At 72.4% G+C, this 13845-nt stretch carries 11 protein-coding genes; 9 read left to right on the top strand and 2 right to left on the bottom strand.

Features of this window, described 5'->3' with window-relative positions; genetic code table 11:
• The first annotated feature begins 93 nt into the window (after positions 1–93).
• From BIV03_RS04045 to BIV03_RS04015, 7 genes are all read left to right on the top strand, one after another.
• A complete protein-coding gene (locus BIV03_RS04045; protein WP_139199215.1) occupies positions 94–2298 on the top strand; it encodes a DUF6350 family protein in 2205 nt (734 codons plus the stop codon).
• A 23-nt stretch (positions 2299–2321) separates the two neighbouring features.
• A complete protein-coding gene (gene purN / locus BIV03_RS04040) occupies positions 2322–2915 on the top strand; it encodes a phosphoribosylglycinamide formyltransferase (RefSeq protein WP_070417751.1) in 594 nt (197 codons plus the stop codon).
• Positions 2912–4546 (top strand): bifunctional phosphoribosylaminoimidazolecarboxamide formyltransferase/IMP cyclohydrolase, encoded by a 1635-nt coding sequence (gene purH / locus BIV03_RS04035; RefSeq protein WP_071294762.1) that lies wholly within the window; start codon positions 2912–2914, stop codon positions 4544–4546. Before purN ends, purH begins: the two co-directional genes overlap by 4 nt.
• A 142-nt stretch (positions 4547–4688) precedes the next feature.
• Positions 4689–4895 carry a hypothetical protein gene (locus BIV03_RS04030; protein ID WP_139199214.1) on the top strand — a complete coding sequence of 69 codons (207 nt, stop codon included), beginning with the start codon at positions 4689–4691 and terminating at the stop codon, positions 4893–4895.
• A gap of 356 nt (positions 4896–5251) precedes the next feature.
• On the top strand, positions 5252–7075 hold the full coding sequence (locus BIV03_RS04025; RefSeq protein ID WP_071294761.1) for an ABC transporter ATP-binding protein: 1824 nt from the start codon (positions 5252–5254) through the stop codon (positions 7073–7075).
• Positions 7072–8994 carry an ABC transporter ATP-binding protein gene (locus BIV03_RS04020; RefSeq protein ID WP_254790719.1) on the top strand — a complete coding sequence of 641 codons (1923 nt, stop codon included), beginning with the start codon at positions 7072–7074 and terminating at the stop codon, positions 8992–8994. The genes BIV03_RS04025 and BIV03_RS04020 overlap by 4 nt, the downstream gene beginning before the upstream one ends.
• Positions 8995–9114: 120 nt before the next feature.
• Positions 9115–9540: a DUF805 domain-containing protein gene (locus BIV03_RS04015; RefSeq protein WP_071294760.1), complete on the top strand. Its 426-nt coding sequence runs from the start codon at positions 9115–9117 to the stop codon at positions 9538–9540.
• 9 nt (positions 9541–9549) lie between these two features.
• Here BIV03_RS04015 and BIV03_RS04010 read toward each other — a convergent pair whose 3' ends face one another.
• Positions 9550–9885: an MGMT family protein gene (locus BIV03_RS04010; protein WP_071294759.1), complete on the bottom strand. Its 336-nt coding sequence runs from the start codon at positions 9883–9885 to the stop codon at positions 9550–9552.
• Positions 9882–10340: a GNAT family N-acetyltransferase gene (locus BIV03_RS04005; protein ID WP_071294758.1), complete on the bottom strand. Its 459-nt coding sequence runs from the start codon at positions 10338–10340 to the stop codon at positions 9882–9884. Before BIV03_RS04005 ends, BIV03_RS04010 begins: the two co-directional genes overlap by 4 nt.
• Positions 10341–10416: 76 nt before the next feature.
• On the opposite strand from BIV03_RS04005, the gene BIV03_RS04000 reads away from it, so the two are divergent.
• Entirely contained in the window at positions 10417–12456 is a 2040-nt protein-coding gene (locus BIV03_RS04000) for an acyltransferase family protein (protein ID WP_071294757.1), read from the top strand.
• 20 nt (positions 12457–12476) lie between these two features.
• Positions 12477–13721: an ROK family transcriptional regulator gene (locus BIV03_RS03995; RefSeq protein ID WP_070417759.1), complete on the top strand. Its 1245-nt coding sequence runs from the start codon at positions 12477–12479 to the stop codon at positions 13719–13721.
• Positions 13722–13845 lie beyond the last annotated feature (124 nt).

Raw genomic sequence — 13845 nt, 5'->3', positions numbered from 1 at the left:
ACCGCGCCTCCCGTCCGCTCCGGTGCCGGACGTTCTCCACAGCAGCCGCGCGGCTGCCGCGGGTTGCGCGGCGGAGCACGTATCCTCGCTGCGATGAACCGCCTGGGAACCGCAGTGCTCGCCGCGATCGAGGCGGTCGTGACGGTCGGCGTCGGCATCGGGATCGCCCTCGTGCCGCTGACGCTCCTGTGGGGCTTCGAGTACGGACTCCAGGTCGACTGGGACGTGTTCTGGAAGGCCACGGGGAGCGTGTGGCTCGTCGGGCACGGGGTCGACGTGTCGTTCGTGCTCGGCTCGGCGCTCGCGAGGTCGTCCGGCGTGAGCGGCGCCACCGACCCGATCCACGTGACGCTCGCGGCGCTCGGGTTCGCCCTCGTGACCGCCTGGCTCGCCGGACGTGCCGGGCGCCGGTTCGCCGAGACCGAGCACCGCACGACCGGGCTCCTCGTCGGCACCGGCGTCGTCGCCGTCCTCGGGCTCCTCGTCGCACTGTCGTCCCGGTCCGCGGCGACCGTGCCGACGCTCTGGCAGGCGATCGTCCTCCCGGCGCTCTGGTTCGGGATCCCCGCACTCGTCACGAGCGAGGTGTGCCGACGGCGACGGGGGCTCCCGGCCGACCCGGTCACCGGGCGCGTGCTCGACCAGCTCGACCGTGTCCCGACCGCCTGGCGTGCGATCGCGGCGTTCGGCCTCCGTGCCGGCACCGCCGCGACGGCTGCGGTCGTCGCCGTCGCCGGGGTCGTCGTCGCCTTCCTGCTCTTCGCCTCCTTCGCCGAGGTCATCTCCCTGTACGAGCGGTCGCACGCCGGCGTGGTCGGCGGGATCGCCCTGACGGTCGGCCAGCTCGCGTTCCTGCCGGACTTCGTCGGCTGGGCGACGTCGTGGCTCGTCGGGCCCGGCTTCGCGATCGGGACCGGTTCCAGCGTGTCGCCGATCGGCACGACGCTCGGGCCGATCCCCGGCCTGCCGGTGTTCGGCGCGCTCCCGGCGTCCGGGCACGCGTTCGGCCTGGTCTGGGTCCTCGTGCCGGTCGTGGCCGGGTTCGCGGCCGGCGGCCTCCTGCGCCCCCGGCTCGTGCAGGCCCTCGGCAGTGCGAACTCCGCCCTGCACCGGGCGCTCGGCGGCGTCGCGGCGGGCATCGTCGCCGGTGTGCTGACCGGGCTCGTGGCGTGGCTCTCGGCGGGGTCGTTCGGCCCGGGCCGCCTGGCCGACGTCGGTCCGCACGCGCTGGTCGTCGGGGCCTTCGCGGCCCTCGAAGTCGGTGTGCCCGCCGTGGTGGCGCTCGCGGCCGGCAGCGACCTCGTCCGGATGCCCGAGCGCGGGTGGGCCCGGGAACAGTGGCACGAGACGGACGACGGCCCTGCGGACGCCGATACCGAGGCCGCTGCCGACGGCTCGCTGCTCGCCGCACTCGACCGCGCCGGTGCCGGTCGGACCACCGACGTGCACCGCTTCGTGGTCGAGGAGACGCACGGCGGCACCACGGCCGAGGCCGCACGCGCGGACGACGCCCAGGCCGACGGCGGCCGCGCCGACGGTGCCCACGGCGGCGACGCCCGGGGCCTGCCGGGGCGCGGCGGACCCGAAGAGGGCGATCGGGCACGCGTCGCCGCCACGCGGTACGACCGCGACGATGCGACCGTGGGCCGCGTCCCGGGCAGTGGCCCGCGGGGGTCGGGGAACGGCACCGAGGGCGGGAACGGGCCGGGGACCGGGGCTGACCGCAGCGCGCGGACCGAGCCGACCCGCACCGCGACCGAGGCGGGCGGCCCGGCGGAGTCGAGCCGCGCCTCCCGAACGGCACCCGACCCCGCACCGGGCCGCGACCCGGACGCTGACGTCGCACTGCCGGACTGGGCCCGCACCGTCGCCGTCGCTGCCGACCGGGTGCCCGCCGACCGCGTCACCGATCGACCGCGTGCCACCGGCCGCGGGGGAGTCGGCGCGATCCGCGACCGCCTGCGCGGAGCGGCCGACGGCGTCCGCGAGCGCGCCGGCGACCTGCGCGACCGGGTCACGGGATCCGACGTCGACCGCGAGCCGGACGAGGCCGCCACCGCCGTGCCGCGTGCGCCGGGGACGGAGCCGCAGCCCGCGTTCCCCTGGAGCACCGAGGAGTTCGTCGCGGGTCGCGACGACGTCGACGACCGTCACGGCGACCGGCACGAGGACCGGGCCCGTGCCGAGGGCGGCTCGGTGCCGTCCGCGCCGACCGTGCAGCAGCAGCGGTGGGACGCCACGGACCAGATCCCCGAGGACGAGCTGCCGTGGTGGCGCCGGCCGAAGGACGACCGGTGACCGCAGCCCGGTAGGGTTGTCCCGTGCTCGAACTGGTCGTCCTGATCTCCGGTGCCGGCTCGAACCTCCGGGCCCTGCTCGAGGCGACCCTCGACGCGGAGTACCCCGCCCGGGTCGTCGCCATCGGTGCCGACCGCGACGCCGAGGGGCTCGGTCTGGGCGAGGAGTTCTCCATCCCGACGTTCACGGTGCCGTTCTCGCGGTTCGACTCGCGCGAGGAGTGGGGCCGTGAGCTCGCCGCCCAGATCCGGCCGTGGTCGCCGGACCTGCTCGTGCTGTCGGGCCTCATGCGGCTGCTGCCGCCGGCGGTCGTCTCCGAGTTCGGCCCCGCGGTGATCAACACGCACCCCGCGTACCTGCCCGAGTTCCCGGGCGCCCACGGCGTGCGGGACGCCCTGGCCGCCGGCGTGGAGCAGACCGGTGCGAGCGTGATCCAGGTCGACGACGGCGTCGACAGCGGTCCGATCCTCGCCCAGGAGCGCGTCCCCGTGCTCCCCGGCGACTCCGAGTCGACGCTGCACGACCGGATCAAGCCGGTCGAGCGACGCCTGCTCATCCAGACCATCCTCGACATCGCCAACGGCACCACCGACCTGAAGGGCACCCCGAGCGCATGAGCGTGCACGCAGCCGACCCCAGCCTGTACCGCGACCGGGACCTCGTCCCCGTGCGGCGGGCGCTCATCTCGGTGAGCGACAAGTCCGGCCTGCTCGAGCTCGCCGGGGCGCTCGCCGACGCCGGTGTCGAGATCGTGTCGACCGGTTCCACGGCGCAGACCATCCGCGACGCCGGGTACGCCGTCACGGACGTGTCGAGCGTCACGGGCTTCCCGGAGTCGCTCGACGGCCGGGTGAAGACGCTGCACCCGTCGGTGCACGCCGGGCTCCTCGCCGACCTCCGACTCGAGTCGCACGAGCAGCAGCTCGCCGACCTCGGCATCGAGCCGTTCGAGCTCGTGGTGGTCAACCTGTACCCGTTCGTCGAGACGGTGGCCTCGGGTGCCGACACCGCGACCGTGGTCGAGAACGTCGACATCGGCGGCCCCGCCATGGTCCGCGCCTCGGCGAAGAACCACCCGAACGTCGCGATCGTCGTGTCGCCGTCGTCCTACGCCGAGGTGGTCGAGGCCGTCCGCGCCGGCGGGACCACGCTCGAGCTGCGGAAGCGCCTCGCCGCCCAGGCCTTCGCGCACACCGCCGCGTACGACACCGCGGTCGCCGGCTACTTCGCGAGCGACGTCGTGGCGGACGCCGCGGCACCGACCACGAGCGGGGACATCGAGACGCCGGGGTCGTTCGACGAGCACCTGACGGCGGACGCCGACCTCGCGGCGACGCTCCGGTACGGCGAGAACGCCCACCAGGCCGCGGCGCTGTACACGAGCGCCGGTGGCACCGGGATCGCCCAGGCGGCGCAGCTGCACGGCAAGGAGATGTCGTACAACAACTACGTCGACGCCGATGCCGCCGTCCGCGCGGCCTACGACTTCGCCGAGCCCGCCGTCGCGATCATCAAGCACGCCAACCCGTGCGGGATCGCGATCGCCCCGGCGGACGCGGCCGACCCGATCGCCGCGGCGCACGCCGCTGCGCACGCGTGCGACCCGCTCTCGGCGTTCGGCGGGGTCATCGCCGCCAACCGACCCGTCACGAAGCAGATGGCCGAGACGGTCGCCGACATCTTCACCGAGGTCGTCGTCGCGCCGGCCTTCGACCCCGAGGCGATCGAGATCCTCTCGCGGAAGAAGAACATCCGCCTGCTCACGCTGCCGACCGACTTCGCCCTCGCTCCGCGTGAGGTCAAGCAGATCTCCGGCGGGTTCCTCGTGCAGGACGCCGACCGCTTCACCGCGTTCGACCAGTCCACGTGGACCCTCGTCGCGGGCGAACCGGCCGACGAGCAGACCCTGGCCGACCTCGCCTTCGCGTGGAAGGCGAGCCGTGCGGTGAAGTCGAACGCGATCCTCCTGGCGAACCAGGGCGCGAGCGTCGGCGTCGGCATGGGTCAGGTGAACCGGGTCGACTCGTGCCACCTCGCGGTGAACCGTGCGGGTGAGCGCGCCACGGGCAGCGTCGCGGCCTCCGATGCCTTCTTCCCCTTCGCGGACGGGCTGCAGGTGCTCCTCGACGCGGGCGTCCGTGCGGTCGCCCAGCCCGGTGGGAGCGTGCGCGACGACGAGGTCATCGCCGCGGCCACGGCTGCCGGCGTGACGATGTACTTCACGGGCGAGCGGCACTTCTTCCACTGAGTCGAACAACGGGCAACTCCGGGAAACGCTTGCGCACCACGTTCGACTGTGAATAGTCTGTAAGGCTCCGCGACAGGCACGCCGACGGCCCCAGTGTCCACGACAGACACCGGCCGGCGGCACCGCGGACACAACGGTGACGATGACGACGACTGGAGTGACGATGAACACGACGACCGGAACCGTGGCGACGGCTGCCCGTGCGGGTCTCGTGCTCTTCGTGGGGACCGCTCCCGACGCACGACCGTTCGGTGGGGCACGTGGCATCCGCCCGCGTCCCGCACACGCGGCCGTCGCGCCGTACCCCCACCGGGGTGCGCCCGCCGTCACGGCACCGCTGTCCGCGTAGGGCTGCCTCCCACAGCCAGCGACGAGCCGTCGGCACCGCCCGACGACGACGAGCACGCGACGAGCCGCCGCGACACCAGCGACGACGACGAGCACGGGCCAGCGCGAGCCCACGCCTGAACCCGGGGGACGACTGTCTCCCGGTGCACTCCGACCGAACCGACGCCGCGCGCGACGCGGCGGCGGGCGACCGCGACGAGGACCGAGCACGCCCCACCGGGGTGGGCACGGCCCGGGACGCGACCGACCCGCTCGGCCGACGACCACCACGCAACGGACACCGAGCCTCCAGACCGACGGCTGCGACAGCAGCGGCCGATCCAGAGGGTCTCGGCACGACGCACGAGGACGCAATCCATGTCCAAGACGCCAGACCAGGCGCGCCCGTCCACCGACCGCCCCTCGACCTTCCGCGCGATCGCGCGGATCTACCCCTACGTGAAGCCCTACCAGGGCCGGCTCATCGGCGGCATGTTCGCCGCCATGGGCGCCTCCCTGGTCGCGCTCGCGATCCCCTACGTCCTGCAGTGGCTCGTCGACGGCCCGCTGTCCTCGAAGGACTCCGCACAGATCTGGCCCGCGGGCCTCGGTGTGCTCGCGCTCGGCGTGCTCGAGGCGTTCTTCATCGCGTCCCGGCGTCGGATGGTCATGCGGCCGTCGACGCGCATCGAGACGAGCATGCGGAACGCGCTCTACGCGAAGCTGCAGGACCTGCCGGTGGCGTTCCACGACCGGTGGGAGTCCGGGCAGCTGCTGTCCCGTTCCGTGTCCGACCTGTCGCTGATCCGCCGGTGGCTGGCCTTCGGCGTCGTGCTGCTGGTGGTCAACATCGTGACGATCGTCGTCGGCTTCGTCGTGCTGTTCACCTTCGGGTGGCTGCTCGGCCTGGTGTTCCTCGTCGCGTCGATCCCGCTGTGGATCAACGGCCTGCTGTTCGAACGTCGGTACTCCGTCGTCGCGCGCCGCAGCCAGGACCAGGTCGGCGACCTCGCCACGAGCGTCGAGCAGTCGGTGCACGGCATCCGCGTGCTCAAGGCGTTCGGCCGCGGTCGCTACAAGCTCGACGAGTTCAGCGAGCAGGCCGAGGCGCTGCGCGGCACCGAGATCGAGAAGGCGAAGGCGATCGCGGGCATCTGGCTGTGGCTGCTGCTCGTGCCCGACGTCGCGTTCGCGCTCTGCCTGCTCGCCGGCATCTGGCTCGCGAGCCAGGGGGAACTGTCCGTCGGGCAGCTGTTCGCGTTCTTCGCGACGGCGACGGTGCTCCGGTTCCCGATCGAGTCGATCGGCTTCCTGCTCTCGATGACGTTCGACACGCGCACCGCGGTCGACCGCTTCTTCGAGGTCATGGACTCGGAGAACACGATCACGGACCCCGAGCACCCGGAGACGATCACGGAGCCGCACGGTGCGCTGTCGTTCAACGGCGTGCACTTCCGGTACCAGGACTCCCCGCCGCAGTTCCCGGACCTCATCAACGGGGTCGACCTGCAGCTCCGACCCGGTGAGACCATGGCGCTCGTCGGGCTGACCGGCTGCGGCAAGACCACGCTGCTGTCGCTCGTGCCACGGCTGTACGACGTCACGGGCGGCTCCGTGACGATCGACGGCGTCGACATCCGCTCGCTGACCCGTGCGGAGCTGCGTCGCCACGTCGGTGTCGCGTTCGAGGACGCCACGCTGTTCTCGACGACCGTGCGCGAGAACGTGCTGCTCGGTCGCCCGGACCTGGCCGGCGACGAGGCCGAGGCCCTCATGCGCGAGGCCCTCGACATCGCCCAGGCGTCCTTCGTGGACGACCTGCCCGACGGGGTCGACACCCGTGTCGGCGAAGAGGGCCTGTCCCTCTCCGGCGGGCAGCGGCAGCGCCTGGCGCTCGCCCGTGCGATCGCGGCGCGGCCGTCGGTGCTCGTCCTCGACGACCCGCTGTCCGCGCTCGACGTCGACACCGAGGCGCGGGTCGAGGCCGGTCTCCGCCGCGTCCTCGCCGAGACCACGTCGCTCATCGTGGCGCACCGCCCGTCGACCGTGACGCTCGCCGACCGGGTGGCGCTCATGGAGAACGGCGTCGTCACGGCCGTCGGCACCCACTCGGAGCTGATGGCGAACAACGACCACTACCGCTACGTCATCTCGTCGCTCGACGACGACGACGCCACCGCACGAGAGGAGGCGATGGCATGAGCCAGCAGGAGAAGAACCTCCCGGTCGACACGTCGGCCGGTCCAGGAGGCGCGGATCCCGTCGTCGACGACATCGCCGACACGCAGGCTGCCGCGCCCGTCACCGCGTCGATCACCACGCTCGGCGTGCGCGGCGAGGAGCGCGAGGACTTCACCAAGGCGGAGAGCAAGCGCCTGCGGCGCCGCTCCCTCGCCCTGCTCGGGTCGCTCGCCGCGCCGCTCAAGGCCCGGCTCGTCGTCCTCGCCGTCGTGGTCGTGGTCTCGACCGCGGGCACGGTCGCGGGTCCGGCGCTCATCGCCTGGGGCATCGACAACGCGCTGCCGGCGGTGATGGAGCAGAACGACTGGGTGCCGGCGTTCGGCGTCGTCGCGACGTACATCGTCGTGGCGGTGCTCGGTGCCGTGCTCACGGCCTGGTACACGGTGCTGGCGGCGCGGATCAGCCAGGCGATCCTGTTCGACCTGCGCAAGCGGGTGTTCCTGCACACGCAGCGGCTCTCGCTCGAGTTCCACGAGACCTACACGTCCGGTCGGATCATCTCCCGCCAGACGAGTGACCTCGACTCGATCCGCGAGCTGCTCGACTCCGGGCTGAACCAGCTCATCCAGGGCGTGCTGTACATGGTGTTCACCGCCATCGCGCTCGTGGCGCTCGACCCGACGTCCGGGCTCGTGCTCGCGGTGTCGCTCGTGCCGCTGTGGTTCCTGATCCGCTGGTTCCAGTCCAACTCGCAGACGCTGTTCCGCGCCACCCGTGTCACCTCGGCGCGCGTGATCGTGCACTTCGTCGAGACGATGACGGGCATCCGGGCGGTGCAGGCGTTCCGCAAGGAGTCCCGCAACCGCGACGAGTACGGCGGCTACGTCGAGGACTACCGGCAGGCGAACACGAAGGTGTTCAACCTGTTCGGGACCTTCGACCCGGTGCTCGTGCTCATCGGCAACGTCACGCTGGCCGCGGTCGTCGTCGTCGGTGGCTTCCGGATCGTCGGCGGGACGCTCGAGGTCGGCGCGCTGCTCGCGGTCGCGCTGTACGCCAAGCGCTTCTTCGACCCGGCCCAGGAACTCGCGATGTTCTACAACGGGTACCAGTCGGCATCGGCCGCGATGGAGAAGATCTCGGGCGTGCTCGAGGAGCGGCCGAGCGTGCCGGACCCCGCGAAGCCGGTGAAGCTGCCGGACGCCACCGGGCGGATGGACTTCGACGACGTCGTGTTCGCCTACAACAAGGGCAAGGTCGTCCTGCCCGAGTTCGACCTGCACATCCCGGCGGGGCAGACGATCGCGCTCGTCGGGTCGACCGGTGCCGGCAAGTCGACGCTCGCCAAGCTCATGGCGCGCTTCTACGACCCGTCGCAGGGTTCGGTGAAGCTCGACGGCGTGGACCTGCGGGACCTCGACACGAAGGACATGCGCCGCGCGATCGTCATGGTCACGCAGGAGGCGTACCTGTTCTCCGGCACCGTCGCGGACAACATCGCGCTCGGCAAGCCGGGGGCGTCACGGTCCGAGATCGAGTCGGCGGCGAAGGCGGTCGGCGCGCACGAGTTCATCATGGCGCTGCCCGACGGGTACGACACCGACGTGAACAAGCGCGGTGGCCGGGTGTCGGCCGGGCAGCGGCAGCTCCTGTCGTTCGCCCGGGCGTTCATCGCGGACCCGAAGGTGCTCATCCTCGACGAGGCCACGGCGTCGCTCGACATCCCGTCGGAGCGACTCGTGCAGGAGGGGCTCGAGACGCTGCTCGCCGACCGGACCGCGGTGATCATCGCGCACCGGCTGTCGACCGTGGCGATCGCGCACCGGGTGCTCGTGATGGAGTACGGCCGGATCGTCGAGGACGGCACCCCGGACGACCTCATCGCCGGGACCGGACGGTTCGCGCAGCTGCACGCGGCCTGGCGGGACTCGCTCGTGTAGCGGCACCGTCGATCGGCACTGTCGATCGGCACTGTCGGACGAACCACGGATCCGACGTGGAACCACGCACTCGCGCTGGTTCCACGTCGGATTCGTGGTTCCACGTGGTTGGGTTGACCCATGAGCGACGACAGCGTGCAGCCCGGCGGCGTGGCCCTGCGCGACCCCTTCTACGGGGCACCCTTCACCGAGGCCGTCCGGCGGTTCTGGCGGAAGTACACCGTGTTCACCGGGCGGGCCTCCCGTTCCGAGTTCTGGTGGTGGTGGATCACGTCGCTCGCGATCGGCCTGGTGCTGCAGCTCGTGCCACAGGTCTTCACGCCGGACACCCCGGTGCTCGAGAACCCGGTCGGCTCCTACCTGTTCGTGCTGTGGGGGTTGGCGACGCTGATCGGGTCCCTCGCCCTCGGCGCCCGACGGCTGCACGACGCGAACCTCTCCGGCTTCTGGCAGTTCCTGCACGTGGTGGTCGGCATCGGCTCGCTCGTGCTCTTCGTCATGTGCCTGCTGCCGTCGAACCCGAAGGGCACACGCTTCGACGCGTGATAGCGCCGCTCAGAACGGGTCGTCCGCGTCCGTGGCCGGTGACCAGCGCGCCCGACGCATGTCGATCCTCCAGGTCGTCGTCCCCTGCACGAGCGGGGTGCCCTCGGCGCGGTAGTGCTCGTGCGCCCGGGCCTCGTGGTGCACCGGGGGCAGACCGCCGGACCGCACCACGCGCCACCACGGCAGGTCGGAGCCCTCGTGCGCCATGACCTTGCCGACGGCACGCGACGCCCGGGAGCCGAGCGCCGCGGCCACGTCGCCGTAGGTCATCACGTGACCTGCCGGGATGAGCCGGACGACCTCGGCGACGGCTGCGCCGAAGTCGTCGGGGGAAGCCTCGGTCACACCAACTGCAGGACCGCGAAGTGGTCGCCGTACTGGGTCTCGCGCACCACCTCGAACCCGACGGCGCGGAAGAACGCCTCGGGGCTGTCGTCGCCACCGGGTTCGTACACGACGGTGAGGCGCTCGAGCCCACGGCTGCGGGCCTCGTCGGCGAGGCCGTGCACCGCGAAGCGACCGACGCCCCGGCCCTGTGCCGTCGCGGACACGTTGACCCGCCAGATCGCGCTGCGCAGTTCTTCCTCGGCGTTGTCCTCGTCGAAGGTGCCGATGATCATGCCGACGACCTCGTCGCCGTCGAGGACCACGCGCGTCCACGCCGAGCTCGGCTTCACGTCCGACTCCGCGACGCCGTAGGTCGTCGGCTGCACGAACTGCTCCTGCCCGGGCTTGAGCGTCAGGGAGTTCGCCGCCGCAGCGGTCGACGCGGAGAGTTCTTCGAGGCGGAGGTCCGTCATGCCGCTCAGGGTAGCCGTGCGACCCGTGTGGGGGCCAATACCGATCCCAACGCATGACATGTAATATGTCAACATCATGACCTTCGATCGACGGATCCGCCACGACCTCACCGCGTTGCGGGCAGTCGCCGTCCTGCTCGTCGTCTGCGTCCACGCGTTCGGCGTCCCGATCGGCGGGTGGGTCGGCGTCGACGTGTTCTTCGCGCTCTCCGGGTACCTGCTCGCGCGATCGATGGTGTCCGAACGAGTGCGAACCGGACGCTTCGCACTCGGCGGCTTCCTCCGCCGCCGTTTCTGGCGGCTGTTCCCGGCAGCGGTGCTGACCCTCGCCGTCGTGGCGATCGGCGCTGTGGTCGCGCTCCGCCAGCCGCTCGCCGCGTCCGTCCTGCGCGATTCGGGAGCGGCCGCGCTCGGCATCGTGAACTGGGTGTTCCTCGGCCGTGACGCTGACTACTGGGCGTCGGCGTCCTCGACGTCCCCCCTCCAGCACTTCTGGTCGCTCAGTGTCGAGCTCCAGTTCTACGTCGTGTTCCCGCTGCTCGTGGCGGTCCTCTGGCGATCGCTCCGTCGACCCGACGCCGTCTCGGTGCGACGCATCGCCGTCGCGGCCTCGGTGCTCGTGCTCGTCGCGTCCGTGGCCTGGGCCGCGTCGGCGGGGACGACCGCGCCAGCAGCCTCGTACTTCGACACGGGATCGCGTCTCTGGGAACTGGCCGCCGGAGCCGCCCTCGGAGCACTCTCGGTCCCAGTCGGTGCGCGGACGCAGCGCGTGCCGGCCTGCATCCGCGTCGGCGGCGTCCTGTCCGGGCTCGGGATCATCGGGGTCGCCGCCCTCACCGCCCCTGGTGCGGATGCCGTCCCGGTCCCCGACGCGGTCCTGGCGGTCGTGGGAACGATCGTGGTGCTCGTCTCCGGGCAGGGGCTTCCTCCGCTCCCTGTCCTCCGGTGGCGCCCGGTGCAGTGGGTCGGCGGAGCGTCCTACTCGATCTACCTCTGGCACTTCCCGGCGATCGTCGCGGCGGCGTACGTCTTCCCTGAGCAGCGAGCGGTCGCCGGGAGCGCGGCCGTCCTCGTCGGGCTCGTCCTCGGCGGACTGTCGCGCCGCTGGGTGGAACTCCCGGCGATGCGGGTCGGACGCCGACCCTGTGCGACCGTCCGCGTCGTCGCCTCGGTCGCGTCGTTCGCGGTGGTGGCGTTCGGGACGGGTACGCTCACGGCAGCCCCGACCCCGCAGACCGAGCGGGTCGGCGACGGGGTGGCCAGCGCGGTCGCCGAACCCTGGACCCCGCGGTCCCTCGGTGCCGCGCTCGGGAATGGTCTCCGGTCGGAACGGTGGCCGGTCGGACTCACCCCGGCGCTGGACGAACTGGTGCCGGGGCCGCCGCAAGGGTACGAGGCGTGCGACCGGACTGTCATCGGCGATCCCGGGTCGTGTCGCTTCGCGGCGGATGATCCCGTCCGACAGGTCACGGTCGTGGGGAGCTCCGTGGGGGTCGCCCTGATGCCCGCGGCTGTCGGGGCCTTCGGACATGACTCGATCGTGCGCGGGTTGACCGCCAGCGGCTGTCCGATGCTCGACATCGCCGTGCGCGGGAAGTCAGACGACGATCGCAGGCGGTGCAATGAGCAACGAGCCGCGGCCATCGACGAGATCAACGAGACGACGCCGGACATCGTGGTCGTCACCCACGGGTACGACGGGGTCGCGCAGCTCGTCGGGCGCCCGAGTCTGCCCGAAGCTGCGCGCGAGTGGGAAGCCGCCGCCGGTCGGTTCGTCGACGCCGTCGCCGGCTCGGGTGCCCGGGTCGTCTTCGTCGCCGCGGTGCCGCAGGGCGGGGACCCGTCGCAGTGTGCGGCGTTGCGGCTGAACGGCCCGGACGCGTGCACCTCGGAACTGTCGGACGCGTACCAGCTCGGAGCCGCTGCCGAGCGTCGAGTCGCCGAGTCCCGGGCGGGCGTGGACTTCGTCGATTCGAGCGGCTGGTACTGCGTCGACGGCCGCTGCCCGGTCCTCGCGGACGACGTCCTGATCCGGAAGGACGGCCAACACATCACGCGCGAGTTCTCCGAGCGTCTCGCCGTGGTCCTCCGCGAAGCGGTACTCGCCGAGAGGTGACAGCGCGGTATGGTCGCGGCATGGCAGAGCATCGACGCGGGGCGAACCTCCCGTCGATCGGCGGGTTCAACCGGACGGTGGTGCTCGACGCCGTGCGCCGCTCGCCGGACGGCCTGAGCCGCGTCGAGCTCGCCTCCCGTACGGGCCTCAGCGCGCAGACCGTGTCGAACGTCACGCGGTTCCTCATCGAGGCGGGGATGATCGCCGAGTCCGGCACGGTCGTGTCCGGTCGCGGCAAGCCCCGCACGATCCTGCGACTCGAGGCCGGCAGCCGCTACGCCGTCGGGGTGCACGTGGACCCGGCCGTCGTGACGTACGTGCTGCTCGACCTGGCGGGCACCGTGGTCGCGTCGAGCACCACGTCGACCCCGACCGCGGACGACCCGTCCGAGGTCGTCCGGACCATCGCGACCGCGATCGACGAGCTCGTCTCGGGCGCCCGCGTCGACGTCGAGGCCGTGCTCGGGGTCGGCATCGCCAGCCCCGGACCCATCGACGTCGACGCCGGCGTGGTGCTCGACCCGCCCTTCCTGCCGCGGTGGCGCGACGTCCCCCTGCGCGACGCGCTCGCCGAGGCGACCGGGTACCCGGTGCTCCTCGAGAAGGACGTCACGGCGGCCGTGGTGGGGGAGATGTTCCTCGCCGGGGAGTCCTCCGCGCGGAACTTCGCCTTCGTGTACTTCGGCACGGGCTTCGGCGTGGGCCTCGCCGTCGACCACGAGCCCGTCCGCGGGGTCGGGTCGAACGCCGGCGACGCCGGGCACATCATGGTCGACCAGGGCTCGCTCGCCGGGACGCCGGACGGCGAGGGCACGCGGGGCGAGGTCGGCGCGGCGGTGGCACCGGACCGCCTGGTGCACATCGCGCAGGCCCGGGGGCTCGCGCTCGGCGGCGCACCCGCGGACGTCGCGGCGGTCGACCGCGCCTGGGACGCACTCGGCGCGGCGATCGACGCCGAGGACCCGGTCGCCGTGGGGCTCGCGGCCGAGGCGGGGACCGTGATGGGCAACGCCGTCGTCCTCATCGTGAACCTGCTCGACATCGACCGCGTGGTGTTCGGCGGCCCGTTCTGGTCGCGGATCGCGAGCGCGGCCCTGCCCGCTGCGCGCGAGGCGATCGTCGGTTCGCCGCTGCTCGTGCCGAAGCACCCCGTCGTCGTGACCGAGAGCGGTCGCGGAGCGGACGTGGCCGCGGTCGGCGCGGCCTGCCTCGTCCTCGACGCGGCGCTGTCGCCGCGGGCGAGCACCCTCCTCATCCGTCGCTGACGGGGGTCGGTCGCGACCAGCCCGTGACGGGAGGCGCGGTGCAGGCCCGACCCGCGCCTCCCGTCCGGCACACGGTGCCGTTCCCCGTGTCGCGCGCGACACCTGTCGTTCACCTCGCCGCCAC

The organism is Curtobacterium sp. MCBA15_016 (genome assembly GCF_001865105.1).
Lineage (GTDB): Bacteria > Actinomycetota > Actinomycetes > Actinomycetales > Microbacteriaceae > Curtobacterium.
The sequence above is the reverse complement of the archived record's forward strand: the minus strand, read 5'-3'. Positions and strand labels throughout refer to the sequence as shown.

Coding starts and splice junctions, on each gene's coding strand:
- BIV03_RS04045 (WP_139199215.1), top strand. CDS start 94: ATGAACCGCCTGGGAACCGCAGTGCTCGCCGCGATCGAGGCGGTCGTG.
- purH (WP_071294762.1), top strand. CDS start 2,912: ATGAGCGTGCACGCAGCCGACCCCAGCCTGTACCGCGACCGGGACCTC.
- BIV03_RS04030 (WP_139199214.1), top strand. CDS start 4,689: ATGACGACGACTGGAGTGACGATGAACACGACGACCGGAACCGTGGCG.
- BIV03_RS04025 (WP_071294761.1), top strand. CDS start 5,252: ATGTCCAAGACGCCAGACCAGGCGCGCCCGTCCACCGACCGCCCCTCG.
- BIV03_RS04020 (WP_254790719.1), top strand. CDS start 7,072: ATGAGCCAGCAGGAGAAGAACCTCCCGGTCGACACGTCGGCCGGTCCA.
- BIV03_RS04015 (WP_071294760.1), top strand. CDS start 9,115: ATGAGCGACGACAGCGTGCAGCCCGGCGGCGTGGCCCTGCGCGACCCC.
- BIV03_RS04005 (WP_071294758.1), bottom strand. CDS start 10,340: ATGACGGACCTCCGCCTCGAAGAACTCTCCGCGTCGACCGCTGCGGCG.
- BIV03_RS04000 (WP_071294757.1), top strand. CDS start 10,417: ATGACCTTCGATCGACGGATCCGCCACGACCTCACCGCGTTGCGGGCA.
- BIV03_RS03995 (WP_070417759.1), top strand. CDS start 12,477: ATGGCAGAGCATCGACGCGGGGCGAACCTCCCGTCGATCGGCGGGTTC.